This is a genomic window from Pontibacillus yanchengensis (genome assembly GCF_009856295.1).
Taxonomy (GTDB): domain Bacteria; phylum Bacillota; class Bacilli; order Bacillales; family BH030062; genus Pontibacillus; species Pontibacillus yanchengensis_A.
In genome coordinates this window covers 35,555-53,385 of sequence record NZ_WMEU01000002.1, presented here as the reverse complement: position 1 = coordinate 53,385, position 17,831 = coordinate 35,555, and the positions used below count along the sequence as shown (strand labels likewise).

14 protein-coding genes and 1 other annotated feature are annotated in these 17,831 nt (G+C 37.5%); of the genes, 6 read left to right on the top strand and 8 right to left on the bottom strand.

Features of this window, described 5'->3' with window-relative positions; all coding sequences use genetic code 11:
* Positions 1–230: 230 nt before the first annotated feature.
* A complete protein-coding gene (gene tyrS, locus GLW08_RS07440; RefSeq protein ID WP_160847980.1) occupies positions 231–1,499 on the bottom strand; it encodes a tyrosine--tRNA ligase in 1,269 nt (422 codons plus the stop codon).
* A 114-nt stretch (positions 1,500–1,613) separates the two neighbouring features.
* Positions 1,614–1,825: a binding site (T-box leader), on the bottom strand.
* Between the two features lie 130 nt (positions 1,826–1,955).
* Here tyrS and GLW08_RS07435 point away from each other — a divergent pair.
* From GLW08_RS07435 to GLW08_RS07420, 4 genes are all read left to right on the top strand, one after another.
* Positions 1,956–5,141, top strand: coding sequence for a transglycosylase domain-containing protein (locus GLW08_RS07435; protein ID WP_160847979.1), 3,186 nt, complete (start codon positions 1,956–1,958; stop codon positions 5,139–5,141).
* Positions 5,142–5,278: 137 nt separating this feature from the next.
* Entirely contained in the window at positions 5,279–5,932 is a 654-nt protein-coding gene (locus tag GLW08_RS07430; RefSeq protein WP_160847978.1) for a GNAT family N-acetyltransferase, read from the top strand.
* A 1-nt stretch (position 5,933) separates the two neighbouring features.
* Positions 5,934–6,587 (top strand): acetoin utilization AcuB family protein, encoded by a 654-nt coding sequence (locus GLW08_RS07425; RefSeq protein ID WP_160847977.1) that lies wholly within the window; start codon positions 5,934–5,936, stop codon positions 6,585–6,587.
* Positions 6,584–7,762 (top strand): acetoin utilization protein AcuC, encoded by a 1,179-nt coding sequence (locus tag GLW08_RS07420; RefSeq protein ID WP_160848485.1) that lies wholly within the window; start codon positions 6,584–6,586, stop codon positions 7,760–7,762. Before GLW08_RS07425 ends, GLW08_RS07420 begins: the two co-directional genes overlap by 4 nt.
* A gap of 205 nt (positions 7,763–7,967) precedes the next feature.
* Here the strand turns inward: GLW08_RS07420 and motS are convergent, their stop codons facing one another.
* The 4 genes from motS to GLW08_RS07400 form a co-directional block, all read right to left on the bottom strand.
* On the bottom strand, positions 7,968–8,765 hold the full coding sequence (gene motS / locus GLW08_RS07415; protein ID WP_160847976.1) for a flagellar motor protein MotS: 798 nt from the start codon (positions 8,763–8,765) through the stop codon (positions 7,968–7,970).
* A complete protein-coding gene (gene motP, locus GLW08_RS07410) occupies positions 8,755–9,576 on the bottom strand; it encodes a flagellar motor protein MotP (RefSeq protein WP_160847975.1) in 822 nt (273 codons plus the stop codon). Before motP ends, motS begins: the two co-directional genes overlap by 11 nt.
* Positions 9,577–9,629: 53 nt before the next feature.
* Positions 9,630–10,628 carry a catabolite control protein A gene (ccpA, locus tag GLW08_RS07405; protein WP_160847974.1) on the bottom strand — a complete coding sequence of 333 codons (999 nt, stop codon included), beginning with the start codon at positions 10,626–10,628 and terminating at the stop codon, positions 9,630–9,632.
* Between the two features lie 376 nt (positions 10,629–11,004).
* Positions 11,005–12,060 carry a bifunctional 3-deoxy-7-phosphoheptulonate synthase/chorismate mutase gene (locus GLW08_RS07400; RefSeq protein WP_160847973.1) on the bottom strand — a complete coding sequence of 352 codons (1,056 nt, stop codon included), beginning with the start codon at positions 12,058–12,060 and terminating at the stop codon, positions 11,005–11,007.
* A gap of 113 nt (positions 12,061–12,173) precedes the next feature.
* On the opposite strand from GLW08_RS07400, the gene GLW08_RS07395 reads away from it, so the two are divergent.
* Positions 12,174–14,360 (top strand): cell division protein FtsA, encoded by a 2,187-nt coding sequence (locus GLW08_RS07395; protein WP_160847972.1) that lies wholly within the window; start codon positions 12,174–12,176, stop codon positions 14,358–14,360.
* Positions 14,361–14,730: 370 nt separating this feature from the next.
* On the opposite strand, the gene ytxJ is transcribed toward GLW08_RS07395, so the two are convergent.
* The 3 genes from ytxJ to GLW08_RS07380 all read right to left on the bottom strand — a co-directional run bounded on the left by ytxJ (position 14,731) and on the right by GLW08_RS07380 (position 16,121).
* Complete coding sequence (ytxJ, locus tag GLW08_RS07390; RefSeq protein WP_160847971.1) at positions 14,731–15,057, bottom strand: bacillithiol system redox-active protein YtxJ; 327 nt, start codon at positions 15,055–15,057, stop codon at positions 14,731–14,733.
* A 99-nt stretch (positions 15,058–15,156) separates the two neighbouring features.
* Positions 15,157–15,654, bottom strand: coding sequence for a YtxH domain-containing protein (locus tag GLW08_RS07385; RefSeq protein ID WP_160847970.1), 498 nt, complete (start codon positions 15,652–15,654; stop codon positions 15,157–15,159).
* Positions 15,655–15,686: 32 nt separating this feature from the next.
* Positions 15,687–16,121 (bottom strand): DUF948 domain-containing protein, encoded by a 435-nt coding sequence (locus GLW08_RS07380; RefSeq protein WP_160847969.1) that lies wholly within the window; start codon positions 16,119–16,121, stop codon positions 15,687–15,689.
* A gap of 277 nt (positions 16,122–16,398) precedes the next feature.
* Here GLW08_RS07380 and GLW08_RS07375 point away from each other — a divergent pair, with 277 nt between their 5' ends.
* The gene (locus GLW08_RS07375; RefSeq protein ID WP_160847968.1) at positions 16,399–17,520 is read left to right on the top strand and encodes an aminopeptidase; all 1,122 of its coding nucleotides are present in this window, start codon (positions 16,399–16,401) and stop codon (positions 17,518–17,520) included.
* Positions 17,521–17,831 lie beyond the last annotated feature (311 nt).

The window sequence follows — 17,831 nt, the reverse complement described above, 5'->3', positions numbered from 1 at the left end:
TACAGCTATTTTAGCACCCTAATTTTCATCCTTACAATAATTATTTCACGGTTGCAATTTTATATACATTTTGGCATGCAATTTACTTTACAAATTGCCAAGAAACCTTGTTATAACAATAAAAATTGGGTGTCAAATTATATAACAATTTGACACCCAATTTCATTTACATTTTCGTCTTTTGTGCTCCAAAACTGAACTACTTAATAAACAATGGAACAGCTCCTTTTTTAATTAAAACGAATTAAAAAGTACTTTTTCTTTCCTCTACGTATAATGGTAAAGGTCTCGTCAATTCTATCTTTTTCTGTAACAGTGTACTTCATGTCTTGTTGTCGGTCTCCATTAATATAGATAGCTCCATTTTGAATGTCTTCTCTCGCCTGACGCTTGGAAGAAGAAATTTTCGCTTCAACTAACAGATCAATGAGTCCTTTTTCTTGCTCATCTAAATGATGCGTTGGTACATCTTTAAAGCCCTGCTCTATTTCGCTTCCCGTAAGATCTTTAAGTTCTCCACTAAACAAAGCATCGGTAATTTTTTGTGCTTGTTGCAATGCTTCCTCATCATGAACCATTCGCGTTACTTCTTCAGCTAACCGACGCTGAGCAACTCTTTGCTCAGGCTGTTCCTCAACTTCTTTTCTTAACTCATCAATTTCATCCAAGGATAAGAATGTAAAATAATGAAGGAAATTAATAACGTCTCGGTCATCCGTATTAATCCAAAATTGGTAAAACTCATATGGTGTCGTTTTTTCTGAATCTAACCAAATCGCTCCCCCAGCTGTTTTACCAAATTTACTTCCGTCTGCCTTCGTTATAAGTGGGACTGTTAAACCAAATGCTTTTGCTTCTTCACCTTCAGAGGATGTACGACGAATGAGCTCTAGACCCGCAGTGATATTCCCCCATTGATCACTTCCACCAATTTGAAGAGTACAGTTCTCTTCCCTAAAGAGATTTAAGAAATCATATGATTGCAGAATCATATAGCTGAACTCTGTGTACGAAATCCCATGCTCAATTCTTGATTCTACCGAGTCTTTAGCTAACATGTAGTTAATTCCAAAGTGCTTGCCCACGTCTCGTAGGAACTCAATCATTGTTAAATTCTTTAGCCAATCTAAATTATTTCGAGCTGCAGCAGCATTATCACCTTGGTCAAATTCTAGAACTTTGGCCATTTGTTTTTCGATTTGTTTACTATAATAGCGTACTGTGTCTTCGCTATTCAGTTGACGCTCTGTTGAACGTCCACTTGGATCGCCAATCATTCCTGTCCCTCCCCCTACAAGGGCTAAGGGACGATGACCCGCTCTTTGAAAACGCTTCAAAATTAATAAGGGCAGCAAATGACCAATGTGCAAGCTGTCCCCGGTGGGATCAAATCCACAGTACAATGTTACTTGTTCTTGACTTAAATGCTTTTGCAAGCTCTCCTCATCCGTTGTCTGATTCACTAGACCTCTTGCTTTTAGATCTTCTAAAATATGCATAGTGTCACTCCTTTTTGATATGTATATCTAATTTATTTAATTCTAGAGCTCAGCTTAGGTAACACTATTTTTTTAAAGTATTCACCTAAAAAAGCATAAAAAAATCTCGCCCCTAAAAGGGACGAGATTTGCCTCGCGGTACCACCCTTGTTGTAACAGCGTTCTATCTGTTACCACTCGGAAATATAACGGTTATAACCGTCTTCTGATTTAGCAGAAGATACTCCAGGACGTAATTCACAATTTGCTTTGTACTGACTCTCACCAACCGTCAGCTCTCTACAACAGGGAACAAATTATTACTGCATACCCTTCAACGTGAATATATTTATTTCTATCTTAAATTTATAGCACAATTTTTTTGAAAAAGCAACTATAAATAACAGTAGAATCATGTCTCCTCATGGTGGATTATGGTATAATATTCGTTGTAAGTATAGGGGGGGGATCCATAATATGAATAATAACCAATCTAATGGTTCTGATAAATCACCATTTACGAAATGGTGGCAAGAAGGGAAAATTCAAAAAGCTTCCCGAATCACTTATGATGTCGCATGGAATGTTTTACTATTCTTTTTAATCATTGGTGTTGTAGGATTCTTCTTCGCAGGGGGATTAGGTGCGGGTTATTTCGCATCACTCGTGAAAGATGAACCTATTCGAGCCGAAGAAGATATGAAACAGGATATTTATAACTATGAGGAAACGACAGAAATCTTTTTTGGAGATAATAAGTATTTAGGGAAAATACGCTCTGATTTATATCGTGAAGAAGTTCAACTAGAAAACGTTTCGAAACACGTCCGAAATGCTGTTATTGCTACAGAAGATGAATATTTTGAAACACATGAAGGAATTGTGCCAAAGGCAATACTGAGGGCAATATTCCAAGAAGTAACCAATGCAAGTACAAAAACTGGTGGAAGTACACTTACTCAACAGTTAATTAAAAACCAAATTCTCACAAACGAAGTGTCATTCGAGCGTAAAGCGAAAGAAATACTTCTAGCCATGCGCTTAGAACGGTTCTTTGAAAAAGATGAAATTCTTGAAGCATATTTAAATGTCGTACCTTTTGGACGAAATGCGTCGGGTAGAAACATAGCAGGAATTGAAACAGCTGCTCAAGGTATCTTTGGTGTGAGTGCAGATGAGTTAAATTTAGCTCAATCCGCATTTATTGCCGGTTTACCACAAAGCCCTTACCTTTACACACCATTTTCCAACAGTGGTGAAGTCAAAAGTGAAGAAAATATCGCTCCGGCTATGGATCGAATGCAAACCGTTCTAACTAGAATGCATGAAGCTGGAATGATATCAGATCAAGAATTAGAGACAGCACGTAACTATAATATTGCAGCTGATTTCGCTAAGCCTGAGACATCACCTATTCAAGAGTATCCTTATTTAACAATTGAGATTGAAAAGCGTGCGAAAAAGATTTTAGCGAAGGAACTGGCCAAGCAAGACGGTTACAGCGAAGAAGACTTAGAGAATAATGAAGCACTTCAAGAACAATATTTTATTCTTGCTGACCGTAACTTACGTGGAAATGGATACAAAATTCACACCACAATTGACCAAAAAATCTACGACAAAATGCAAGAAATAAAAAATAATTACAATCAATATGGACCAGAAAAACCAGAAACCGTCGTAGTTGATGGAGAAGAAAAAACCATTCAAGAGCCTGTTCAAGTCGGTGGTCTCCTAATGGAGAACAGTACAGGTAAAATTCTCAGTTTCATTGGTGGAAGAGATTACGAACAGAATCAAGTGAATCACGCAACAGACTCACAACGTTCAAATGGGAGTACGATGAAGCCGATTCTTGTGTACGCTCCAGCCATTGAACTTGGTCAAGCTCAACCCGGTTCTGTGGTAGCTGACATCGATACGTCTTTCCAAGCGGGAACGAAAACGTGGTCGCCAGGAAACTACACAGGTCGTTATCATGGCTTAACATCGATTCGTTATGCCCTTGCGAAATCCTTTAACGTACCAGCAGCTAGAACCTATGCAGATATTGTTAATCAAGATCCAGTTTCTTTCTTAGATAAAATGGGCTTCACGACATTAACAGAAGGTGACAGAACCAATTTATCTATGGCTTTAGGTGCCGTAACAAACGGTGTAACAGTAGAAGAAAACACAAACGCCTATTCCACATTTGGAAATATGGGGAACTTCGTCGATGCTTACATGATAGACCGAATAGAAAATAAAGACGGCGAACTATTATATGAGCATAAAAGTGAAAAAACGAAGGTATTCAGTGAACAAACATCTTACCTTACTATTGATATGATGAGAGATGTTTTGGATTATGGAACAGCAACATATGCAAATTATCAACTTAAGTATAAAGATGTGGATTGGGCTGGTAAAACAGGTACATCCCAAAACTTCCGAGACACTTGGTTTGTTGCGACAAACCCTAATGTGACCATGGGAATGTGGATGGGATATGATACCCCTAAATCTATAAAATGCTATGGTTGTAACCTAAGCTACAGTAACCGAAACATCAACCTCTGGTCACAAGTAGTAAATGCAGCATCTGATATTAGACCAGATCTAATGGTTCCAGAAGAAAGCTTTAAGAACCCTGGAGGTATTGTTACAGCTAACTATTGTGCTACCTCAGGACTAGCTCCTTCTGAACTATGTTCTGAATTTGGACTTGTTAAAAGCGATATCTACGCTTCAGGACAAGTACCATCTAAAACAGATGATAGTTTAATTCAAACGAGATCTGTTGTTGTTAACGGTAAAACATATGTAGCTGATGAAGCGACACCAAATGAGTTTACCAATAGTGGAATATACTTTAATCCAGATTGGATTGAACGTAATAATTATGACAAATTAGATGACTTTAGTCAGTTAATTCCAAATAATGAACGTTGGGCGAATGTTAGTGTTCCTGCATCAAATAAATTACCTAATGATGGTCAACCACCTGCAGCACCTGCAACCGTCAATGTTAGTGGTGGCGCTGTTACATGGTCTGCATCTGCAAGTAATGATGTGGTAGGTTATCGAGTGTATCGTGCACCTTCACCGGGAGCAGCATTCCAACTGGCAGGAAGTTCAGCTGATACGTCATTAGGATCTAGAGGTAGAGGAGTATATATTGTCAAGGCTGTTGACTACTATGGTCGTGTCTCTGGCGCTTCTCCATCAGCCCAATATGGTGACTTTACACCAGATCCAGAACCACAGCCTGAACCAGATGATAACAATGATTCTGGTCAAGGAAATGATAACTCCGGAAATAGTGGAAATTCCGGTGACTCAGGTGATTCAGGAAACACTGATAACTCTGACAACTCAGGCGATGACACCGGTAACTCCGGAGATGACACTAGTAACTCTGGTGATGGAACCTCTGGTGATTCATCAGGAGACTCAAGTAATTCTGGTGGAAATACCGGAAGTTCTGGTGATTCCAATGAGGATTCAGGAAGTTCCAGTGATTCTAGTGGAGGAGATTCTTCTAGCAGCGATGGAAGTTCCGGCAATAGTGAGAGCTCTGGACTCTGGAGAACAGTAATAACTCTCAATAATATAACAACTCTAATCAAGCAAGGAAGAGGAATATATATTCCTCTTCCTTTTTTATTGATTAAATACTAACCTATTTAAATAAAAATTTTTAATCTTTTATTTTGTCCTAGGGTTGTAACATTTTTTCAGACTTTTGGGATTATTTTTCATGGTTTTTCCTGTATAATGTTAATAAAATCAAGGTTCAATTTTTAGGTGGTGTAGAAATGAAGCATATAAAAGAGTATCATTCCAAAGAAATAGAGACCCATGAAGGTACAGTGGTAATAGAAGGTCCTCTTTCTTCTTCGGAATTAGCCAACTATTCATTTCATGAACATTTAACTGCGTTTCGCCCCTCTGAAAAGCAATTTGAAGCTGTAAAGAAAATAGCTGAGTTTGAGGAAGGACGGATCATTATAGCACGAACTTCAGAAACAATTGTTGGATATGTTACGTATCTATATCCCGACCCACTTGAACGATGGTCGAAATTTCAAATGGAAGATTTGATTGAATTAGGTGCTATTGAAGTTATTCCTGCTTATCGAGGCTACAAAATCGGTTCATGGCTATTAAAGGTTTCCATGTTGGATGATGCAATGGAAGATTTTATTGTGATTTCAACTGAGTATTATTGGCATTGGGATCTTTCAGGTACACGTTTAAATATCTGGAATTACCGTAAAGTAATGGAGAAAATGATGGGAGCAGGCGGGCTTACTCCGTATCCAACTGATGATGAAGAAATTGTCTCGCACCCAGCAAATTGTCTAATGGCAAGAATCGGGGAGCGTGTTGACCCAGAATCAGTTAAACGTTTTGAACAATTACGTTTCTTAAATCGTAACCGTTATCGCACGAGTCGAGGAGGAGATTAAGATGCTTGTCGAACAAATTATGAAAACTCAGGTTATCACTTGTAAACCTACTGAAACTATTGAAAGCGCTTTAAAGTTGCTAAACGATCACCATATAAGGCATATACCAATTGTTGATGAATCTAATCAAGTGATAGGTATCGTATCAGATCGAGATGTAAGAGATGCAAGCCCTTCCATTTTTCATATTCATCAAGACAATGATGAGAATGAACTGCAAAATGAATTACGATCGATTATGAGTACACCTGTAACGACTATTCATCCATTAGATTTTGTAGAGGAAATTGCGTCCATTTTTTATGAGCAAGAAATTGCTTGTCTACCAGTAACAAAAGCTAACAAACTAGTAGGCATAGTAACCGAGAAGGATATGCTCTATACGTTAATTCAATTAACTGGAGTGAACGTCCAAAGCTCTCAAATTGAATTAAAAGTAATTAATAAACCAGGTATCCTTCCAGAAGTAACGGCTGTTTTGGGACGTAGAAAAGTCAACATTACATCTGTACTCATTTATCCTTATGAGCCAGATCAACGCTATAAAATACTAGTCTTTCGATTACAAACTATGAACCCAATGCCAATTATAGAAGATTTGCACGCAGAAGGGTATGAGGTGTTGTGGCCAAATATGCCGGGGATAGAGAAATGACCTGTGAAGCTAAATTTGTGTACTCAGACCAATTTACAAAGTACCGGTTTCGGGAAGGACACCCTTTCAATCAATTACGCGTAACGTTAGCTTATGAATTATTAAAGACGAGTAATGCTATTGATGATAACCATCTCATTCCTCCTCGAGTGGCAACAGAGGAAGAATTAAGACTCATCCACGACCCTAAATACATACAAGCCGTAAAGCTAGCTAGCGAGGGCAAACTTACAGAAGACGAAGGGTTTCCTTATGGAATTGGTACAGAAGATACACCAATGTTTGCACATATGCATGAAGCTGCCTCCCTGTTAGTCGGGGGTTCCTTAACAGCCGTTGATGCAGTGATGAAAGGTGAAGTAAAACATTCTCTTAACCTTGGTGGTGGACTTCACCATGGCTTTCAACAAAAAGCGTCAGGATTTTGCATCTATAATGATGGCGCCGTAGCGATTGAGTATATTAGAAAGCACTATGACGCGAAAGTATTATATGTTGATACAGATGCCCATCATGGAGATGGTGTTCAATGGGCTTTCTACGATGATCCAAATGTATGCACATTATCCATTCATGAAACAGGCCGATACCTTTTCCCTGGCACTGGAAATGTGAATGAAAGAGGAATAAAAGAAGGTTATGGGTATAGTTTTAATATACCAGTTGATGCTTTCACAGAGGATGAATCGTTTCTTCAAGTCTATGAAGAAGCCTTACGTGAAATAATGCACTACTTTAAGCCAGATGTTATCGTGACTCAAAATGGAGCCGATGCGCATGTTCTAGATCCCCTTACCCATTTGTGCTGTACGATGAATATCTTTGAGCATATTCCTAAGCTAGCACATGAACTTGCTCATGAGTATTGTGATGGTAAATGGATTGCTTTAGGAGGTGGGGGGTATGATATTTGGCGTGTCGTACCACGAGCTTGGGCGCAAATATGGAAGGTTATGACCAGTAATACCCCCTTCTCAGGTGAACTACCATTGGAGTGGACAACAAAATGGCAAGAGCAAGCCCCAGTGACTTTACCAGATAATTGGAATGACCCAGCCAACATGTATAAAGCGATACCTCGAAAAGAGGAAATCACCGAAAAGAATGAGAAAGCTCTTGAAAAAGCATTACAGTTTGTACAATTAAAATATAACTCACCAAATTCGGGTATATAAAGACATAGACAGACGCAAGTCCCCGTTCAGCGACGTACAAACTGCTATGGGTTGGTTCGATGTGCTACACGATGCAGCGCTCTTAAACGAACCTCCATCATCCTAAAACCTCCTTTAAACCCTTATAAGATAAAGGAATCTCCTTTTTCTTATAGAAAATCCTAGTACCTCTAGAGAGGCACTAGGATTTTTACGTAATAAATACTTATTGTGCAGGTGTGTCATTTTGACTTTCATCATAGTTTGGATCTAATATCACAATTTCAACGCGTCGGTTTTTCTCCCAATTATCTGGCGAATTGTTAGGTGCTACAGGACGTGTAGCACCGTAACCTACTGCGGAAAAACGATTAGTATCAAGTTGTTCTACCCGAGTTAAGTATCGAATGACACTGCTTGCGCGTGCTGTAGATAATTCCCAATTGGAAGGATAGCGAAACGTGGATATAGGTCGATCATCTGTATGACCTTCAACTTTCACATGATTAGGAATATTGGTTAATAATTTACTAACTTTTTCTAAAAAAGGTTTCCCGTCATCAATAATATCTGCTCTAGCTGATTCAAAAAGAACCTGTTCTTGTAAAGTTAGAACAACCCCTCGATCTGTACGATTTGCAGAAATTACCTTATTTAATTGGTTTTCTTTTAAGAATGTTTCAACTTCTTTAACAAGATCATTTAATGAATTAGGTTCTTCATTCGTATCCTTGTTGTTTTCCCTTCCACTTTCCTCGGTAGATGCTCCATCTTTTTTTATTTCTTGATTTTCATTTTCCTTATTACTAGATGGATTCTCAAATTCAACGATTGAGGGATTAAAGTCAAACATCGCCCGGTTATTGAACGATTCGGCTACTGCTTTAAATTTGACTCGATCAATTTGGGACATCGAGAACAACAAAATGAAAAACACTAGAATTAGAGTCATCATATCAGAAAAGGTAACCATCCATTTCGGTGCGCCTTTATCTTCACGTCTAGTGGTTTTTCTAAGCTTCATTAGCCGTTTCCTCCATATAACCCTCTTCCTCTTCAGGTTCTACTTTCTTTTCTTTTTCTGACAAGAAAGCACTTAGCTTCTCTTCAAGGATTTTTGGATTTTGGCCGGATTGTACACCGATGACACCTTCTATCGTGACTTGCTTCATAAATAGTTCTTGATCGGTTTTGTTAATAAGCTTACCTGCCATAGGTTGAAATACAAGATTAGCTAACACTGTTCCGTAGAATGTCGTTAAGAGTGCTATCGCCATATTTGGTCCTAGTGTTGTTGGATCTTCTAAGTTTTTAAGCATCAGGACTAATCCAATCAACGTACCAATCATTCCCCATGCCGGTGCATATTCAGCAGCTTTTTCAATGATAGCTCTACCTCGACGGTGTCTTTCTTCAATGGCTGAAATCTCTGCATTCATAATATCATTTATGACTTCAGGTTCTATCCCATCTACTGCAAGTAAAATTCCCTTTCGAATAAATGGGTCTTCTACTTCATCCAATTCCGTCTCTAAAGCTAATAGCCCTTCTCTTCTAGCTCGTTCAGATAACCGTACAAATAGGTCAATTAATTCTCTAAGATTTTGCTCATCGCGATTGAATGCTTCTTTAAGCACCTTCCCCGTAAGCTTAATCTCCTCTAAATTAAAGTTAATTAAAATAGCTGCAGCTAAACCTCCAAGTACAATTACAATTGAAGAAATTTGCACAAAGGAAACAACTCCAGTTAATCCTCCACTAGAGAAAATTCCAAACATAATCATAGTAATACCAATAAAAATACCGATTGGAGTTAACAAATCATTTCTTTTCATCGTCTCTCTCCCTAATAATCAACCATGAAGATCTACTATTAATATCGGCACTATTATGATTTTGTTGAGTTTCTTTTTATATTTCGATGTGGAAGAATAACGTTTTGATCAGTTACTTCTTCATTATTCATATACTTCGTTAATAACCGCATAGATACTGCCCCAATATCGTACATAGGTTGTACTACAGTTGATAATGTTGGGCGCACCATTGTGGCTAAGCGCGTATTATCAAAGCCAAATACTTCAATATCTTCAGGTACCTTCATACCACGGTCTTGTGCCCCATGAATGACACCTAAAGCCATTTCATCTGAAGCTACAAAAATACCTGTTGGAGGTTCTTCCATTTCCATTAATTGCTCAAGTGCTTCAATACCACTGTCATATGTGTAATCTCCACGAATTGTGTAGGCATCCGTGTATGATTTTCCGCTATCTTTCAAAGCCTTCACATAACCACTATACTTCTGGTCGCTGATATTCGTTTCAATTGGACCTGCAACAAACGCTACATGTTCATTGCCATGATCAAACAATGTTTTTGTCGCTTCATATGCTGCCTGTTCATAATTGATATTCACAGAAGGAACGGTATTGGTTTCATCTACTGTAGCTGCTAGCACAACAGGAACAGATGCATTTTGAAATTCTCTAATATGGTCTTCTGTTATTTTTCCACCCATGAATACTAATCCATCTACTTGTTTACCAAGCATGGAGTTAATTAAATGGATCTCTTTTTCTTTATTCTGATCTGAGTTGCTTAGAATTATATTATAGTTATACATTGTGGCAATATCTTCAATACCTCGTGCTAATTCAGCGAAAAATATACTGGATATATCTGGAATAATAACTCCAACTGTAGTCGTTTTCTTACTAGCTAAGCCCCTTGCAACGGCATTTGGTCTATAACCTAGTCGTTCGATTGCATCTAACACCTTTTTTCGTGTTGCTGGCTTAACGTTTGGGTTCCCATTAACTACACGAGACACTGTTGCCATTGAAACATTGGCTTCTCGTGCCACATCATATATTGTTACGTTCATCTTATTAACCTCCTCATAATTCGTCTCATAAGAACAGTTTTCCTTATTATATCTTTAAATAATCATACGATACTATGTATGAATCCGCAATCCTCGACGTTTTCTTCCTTTAGATAAGAAAAAATACTTTATGAAAAGGATTTTTTCAAAAAAGAACATTAAAAAATCTCGACCTTAGAATCAGCAAAAGTCGCTATAACTCTCGGTGTCCATTTTAAAGTACAGATATCTGAAAAGAAAAAAGAAAACGCCAACAAGACGTTGGCGTATATGCATTCATGCTACATAAAGGAAGCAAGACAACTACAATGAATGAGGCTGTCTTGCTGTACTATCCTTAAATATAGGCTATTTACTTCTATAAATCAAGATTAAACTATCTTAACTCATTTATGAATTTCTTGAACGTCTCAATGTCCATTTGTTGCGCTGAATCAGACAGAGCAACAGCAGGATCTGGGTGTACTTCAGCCATGACACCATCTGCTCCAACAGCCATCGCTGCCTTAGCAGTAGGAAGTAACAAATCACGACGTCCAGTTGAATGAGTTACGTCTACAAATACAGGCAAGTGTGTTTCTTGTTTTAAGATTGGTACAGAAGAAATATCTAACGTATTTCTTGTTGCCTTTTCATACGTACGAATTCCGCGTTCACATAGAATAATATTCTCGTTACCTTGAGAAATAATATATTCTGCTGCATTAATAAACTCAGAAATGGTTGCAGACATGCCTCGTTTTAATAGGACTGGCTTATTTACTCGCCCTGCCGCTTTCAATAATTCAAAGTTTTGCATGTTACGAGCTCCGATTTGAATCACATCTACATAATCGACTGCTGTTTCAATATCAGCTGGATTTACTATTTCACTAATTACTGCTAAATCATATTCATCAGCTACTTGCTTTAAAATCTTTAATCCTTCAAGTCCTAAACCTTGGAAATCATACGGTGAAGATCTAGGCTTAAATGCTCCACCTCTTAATAATTTAAGGCCTTCTCCTTTAACAGCTTCTGCTACTTGTGCAACTTGATCGTAGCTTTCTACAGCACAAGGCCCCATAATAAAGTGAGGGTTTCCATCACCAATGGTTTCACCTTTAATGGTAATAACTGTATCTTCAGGTTTTTTCTTACGTGATACAAGTAATGCCTTTCGATGATCATCTTCCTGTAATTCTAGTCCTGCTTTAAAGATTTCTTTAAAGATATGTTGGATCGTGGAATTTTCGAATGGACCATCATTATTTTGGGTGATTGAATCGAGCATATCTCTCTCACGTACAGGGTCAAAGCGGTTCATACCTTGTTGCTGTTTAATACCACCAATATCTTGTACTAGCTGAGCTCTTTTGTTAATTAATGTTAACAATTCTTGGTTAACCTCGTCTAAATCTTGTCTAAGCTTATCTAATTCTTCATTACTCAATTCTCTCGCCTCCAATATTGTTTATAGAACTAAGAAAGTATGATAAATTCTTAATAATTAGACATCATTATAGCTAACTTTATTTGACTTGTCACCAGATGATTTTGAGAAAAATGATAAGAATTCAAGACAGAAGGGATCGAGTATGTGTGAAAGAGCGTATTTTTGCACTTGATATAGGTACAAGATCGGTTGTAGGAATCATTATCGAAGAGTCGTTAAACTCTTATCATGTAATTGATATTATAACGAAAGAACATGAGGAACGGTCAATGGTAGATGGACAAATACATGATATATTATCTGTATCTACCATTATCCAGTCTATTAAAGAAGAATTAGAAGCCACTCATGGCCCATTACATAAAGTATGTGTAGCCGCTGCAGGTCGAGCGTTGAAAACAAAAAGAACCCAGATAAGAACAAATATACAGGGTTATCCATTTATGAATCAAGATGATATTTCTCATATGGAATTAAGCGCTGTTCAACAAGCTCAATATGAACTTGCGAGAGAGGAGGAGGCAAGCAACAGCATCCATTATTATTGTGTAGGATACTCAGTTCTTCATTATTACTTAGATGAGGATGAGATTGGTTCTTTGGCTGATCAACAAGGTAATCAGGCATCTGTTGAGATTATTGCTACCTTTTTACCGAAAGTTGTTGTTGAATCCCTTCTTTCTGCATTACAAAGAGCGAACTTAGAAATGGAGGCACTGACTCTTGAACCAATCGCTGCTATTAATGTACTTATACCAGAGTCTATGCGAAGATTAAACGTTGCTCTTGTCGATATTGGAGCTGGAACAAGCGATATTGCTATAACAGAACAAGGTACTGTTACGGCATATGGAATGGTTCCTGTTGCCGGAGATGAAATTACAGAAGAGATTAGTGATAAATATTTGCTCGACTTTCCTTTAGCTGAACAAGCTAAGAGAGAACTCATCTCCCAAGAATATGTAACCATTACAGATATTCTTGGGATGGAGACAGAAGTTTCTTATGAAGATATGGTTTCATCCATTGAATCAGTGATAAAAAGACTTAGTGAATCCATTCGTGAAGAAATTATTTCTCTCAACTCTAAAGCACCAAAGGCCGTTATGCTTGTTGGAGGAGGGAGCCTTACTCCAGAATTACCAAAGCTACTGTCAAAACAATTAGGCCTTCCAGAAAACAGAGTTGCCATCAGAGGAGTCGATGCAATCCCTAAACTAAAGAAGTCTGAGAACATACCAGAGGGACCTACGTTTGTTACGCCAATTGGAATAGCAATTGCTTCAAAGCAAAATCCTGTTCAATATATTACTGTTCAAGTTAATGATCGCACGGTGCGTATGTTCGATTTAAAAACATTAACGGTTGGAGATTGTTTGCTAGCAGCAGGTATAGAAATGAACTCCCTCTATGGTCGTCCAGGTATAGCTTATATTGTACATTTAAATGGAAAAGACATAACCTTACCTGGTGAACATGGTAGCAAGCCTACATTACGTTTGAACGGAGTATCATGTTCGCTGCAAGATCCGATTCAACATAGTGATGAATTACTTATTGAACGTGGAATTGATGGCCAGTCACCAACATTCACAATACGAGATTTGATCGGTGACCTTCCATCTGTTCAAATTTCTTGGAATGACATTCCTTATATCATTTCTCCTGATATCAAAGTTAATACTAATCATGTACCTTTGGAGTATGTTGTACAAGATCATGATTCAATTGAATATCACTATGTAAAAACGATTCGTGACTTTTTCTACGCCATTAATCAGACTAACATCTTATCAATGCTTAGACCATTCAGAATATGTATAAATAACATCGAACATGATTTACCGTACTCTTTGCAAAAGCTTAGAAAAAACGGAATAGCGTTTCCACCTGAATCATCAATTGAGGATGGCGACCATATCACAACAACACCTGTCTCTCCTATTACAGTAGAGGAAGTAATGAAAGATTTAAACCTTGACCCGCATTATGAGATTAAAGTTACGTTTAACAGAGAAACTATCAATTTACACAAACCATTAGTAACCTTAAGGAGAAATGGAGAGCCGCTACTCCTTAATGACTTGATTTTTCCTGATGACAAATTAACTTCAGAAGAGACAGTTGCTCAACCATTTATTTTCCAAGATATCTTTAGATATGTAGATATTAATCTTCATAATACAAAAGGGCATAACTTCAAAATTCTAAGAAATGGTGAAGAAGCTACGTTTTTCGATTCACTTACATATGGTGATGAACTTGAACTACACTGGTATTCTTCAAATAGCGATTAACAAGGAAATAAACTATTAACACGCTTCCTTTACATCAAAGAGCTTGGATTAATAAAATTCAACTTCTTTCTTTTAGGTTTTTATTCCGTTTAAGCCCCATTATCTTGAAGACTTTAGTTCGAGATATTCAAAAGGTGATGTGTCCAAAAAGTGTAAGGGGGTTACGATGAAGCAACTCGCTTTCCTGCATGCGAGCTGGCAGGACGCGAGTTGTTCCACGGCCACTTTTATTCTAACTAAATCTAAGACTTTTCTAACCTTTACCTTTTCATCTACTATGCAGTGGTTCATTACATGTGAAATTTATATAAAAGTAGAAACGCACAAGATTCCGTTAAGGAATTATGTGCGTTTTTCAATATAATTCTCTTTACTCTGTATCCACTTTTTTCAATGCATCGTTTGTGATTTTCCAATGGGAAGCGTCCCACTTCACTTGTTTTTTTTCAAATAATAATGCTTGTGGAGATTGGTGTTTAACACCGAACTCTTCGGCAATGTAATTTGATAATTCTCTTGCCTGTTGGATTGGTAAGATATAAAGAGGGGTATTCGTCTCTTCATCGTACCGTTTAAAAGTATTTTCAGCATCTGCACTAATAGGACAAGTAAGACTATGCTTTAACAATAGAAATTTGTTGTGCTGTTCAAGCACTTGTTCAAATGTTTCTTTTTGCTCAATACTTTGGATGGTCATGGATTTTTCCTCCTTCAACGTAGCAACTTCTTCTATAGTATAAAAAAAGTTGTTGGTATTAATGTAGCATACCAACAACTTTTCCCCAAAGTTATATACTTAGTAATTCGTTGTAGAAGATGTAGTAGTTTCTTGTTCTTGCTGTTCTTGATCTTGTTGTCTTTCTAATTCTTCAGCAGCTTCTTCAATAGCCTGAGCTACTTCTTCAGCAGCTTCTTCAGCTTCATCATTTGTGCTTCTGAAACCATCTACTTTGTTACGAACTTTTTCACCAAACTCTTGTGATTTTACAGATACGTTTTGACTTAACTGAGAAGAAGATTCTTTAGCACGTGTACCTAGTTCATTTCCTTTTTCATAGGCAACATCTTTCCACTCTCCAGCACGTTCACGTACATAATTAGCGCCTTGATTTAAATCTTCACGTACTTCTTTTCCTGATTTAGGAGCAAATAATATTGCCATTGACGCTCCAATCATACTTCCAATTAGGGAGCCAATTAAGAAATCTTTACTGTTGATGTTATCCGTTTGGTTTTGATTCTGGTTTTGGTTCTGGTTTTGGTTTTGGTTTTGGTTCTGGTTTTGGTTACTCATTTGTATTCCTCCTTAGAATTGTCTATCTAAAATTAATTGTTACTTGAAGATGAGGCTGGCTTCTCTTTCTGCCACTTTTTATATAGATTAATACCGACCTGCCCCCATTTCATGGCTTGAGCGGCATTATCTGTATTATGTTCGGCTGACTGCCTTAAGTTAGATGATATCGAGCGTAAGGAATGATTGAAGTCATTAATAGAATCTCCAATTCCTTTTACTCCATCTACCAGACTATTTAGCTTCTGTGTTTTTTCACTAATATCTTCCGCTAAATAATTTGTCTTGTGTAAGAGAGAAGTCGTTTCCTCACTTATCCCTTGCATTTGTTGCTCCAAACCACCTAAGGTTGTAGCTACATTGTCCAACGTTCGTTGAGCGGCTTTAAGAGTTTTCGCTAAATAAACCACCAGTACTGTAAACGCTAGGGCAAATATTAATGCAGCAATGTATAATAATATAATCATTCCCCCTGCTCAACTCCTTCTATATGTATTACCCATATTAAGTTTTTTCCCATCTTCCTGTGAAACAAAACATTAAAATCATAATTCCTTAACTTTTATTATTCGACTTTTTTAATCAATCTCCTTCTACTTATCATTTTTTTCTACCTAAAAATATATTTTTTCATATGGAAGTAGAAATCATCCCCCTTAAATCACAGCAAAGGTACGCGCACGCTTTAGTTTTTAATTCTTTTTCTGTATCATAAAGATTAATATAGTATAGGAGGAAATTTGTATGCGTGACCCTAGGATACAGAAATTAGCAAAACAGATTGTTCACTACTCGGTAAGTTTGCAAAAGGGGGAGAAACTTCTCATTGAAAACACCGGATTGCAACAAGAATTAGTTTCCGCTCTTATCGAGGAAGCTTATAAAGCAGAGGCTTCCCCTCTTGTTTCACTAAAAGACCCAAAAGTTTTTCGTTCCTTATTGTATCAAGCAAATGAAGAACAACTACATATCTGGGCAGAACATGAAGCCTCTTTAATGAAACAAATGGATGCATATATAGCCATTCGGTCAGGTGACAATATTTCTGAGTTAGCTGATGTCCCTTCTGAAAATATGAAACAATATAACCAAATTGTAGGTCAAAAAGTTCATAGAGATTGGCGAGTCCCTCGCACAAAATGGTGTGTCCTTCGCTATCCAAATGATTCCATGGCCCAATTAGCTAATATGAGTACAGAAGCATTTGAAGATTTCTACTTCAATGTTTGTACACTAGATTATGATTATATGAATAAAGCTATGGATACTTTAGCCAATCGAATGGAAAAGACAGATCGAGTTCATATTAAGGGACCAAACACAGACCTTTCTTTCTCCATAAAAGATATACCTGTAGTGAAATGTGCAGGAAATTTAAATATTCCTGATGGGGAAGTCTATACAGCACCTGTTCGCGATTCTGTAAATGGTACCCTCCGTTATAACACACCATCTCCTTATAATGGCTACACATTCGAAGATGTTGAACTTACCTTTAAAGATGGGAAGATAATAGAGGCTTCTGCTAATGACACAGAACGAATAAATGAAATTTTTAACACAGATGAAGGAGCACGATATATTGGTGAATTTGCGATTGGCTTAAATCCTTATATCCAACATCCAATGAAAGATATCCTATTCGACGAGAAAATTGATGGGAGTTTCCACTTCACGCCAGGACAAAGTTACGAAACAGCTCCAAATGGAAACCATTCTGCTATTCATTGGGATATGGTATCTATTCAACGACCTGAATATGGGGGTGGGGAAATCTATTTTGACAACGTCCTTATTCGTAAAAACGGACGCTTTGTTACACCAGATTTAGAAAAGTTAAACCCTGAATATTTAAAGAATAGTTAAATCACAATACGATTGTGAAGGAACAAAAGCGCATGCGCCCGTTTAGCAACGTATAACTGCAGCCTACAGGAACGTAGGTCAGTTTGATGTTGCTGCGTTATGGAGCGGTTTTAATCGAACCTCCATTACTCTAGAACCTCCATCATCCCAGAAATTCACTATTTCCGTAGGATTCAATGTTAACTTATCGTACGTAAGGAGGAGAGAGTAGAATACTAGTCGCTGGGCACTGGAGCTGGACGTGGCCTCTATAACTTGCTTAGTTATACACAAGCCAACATTTTTATAATTTCCTAGACGATAAAAAACAG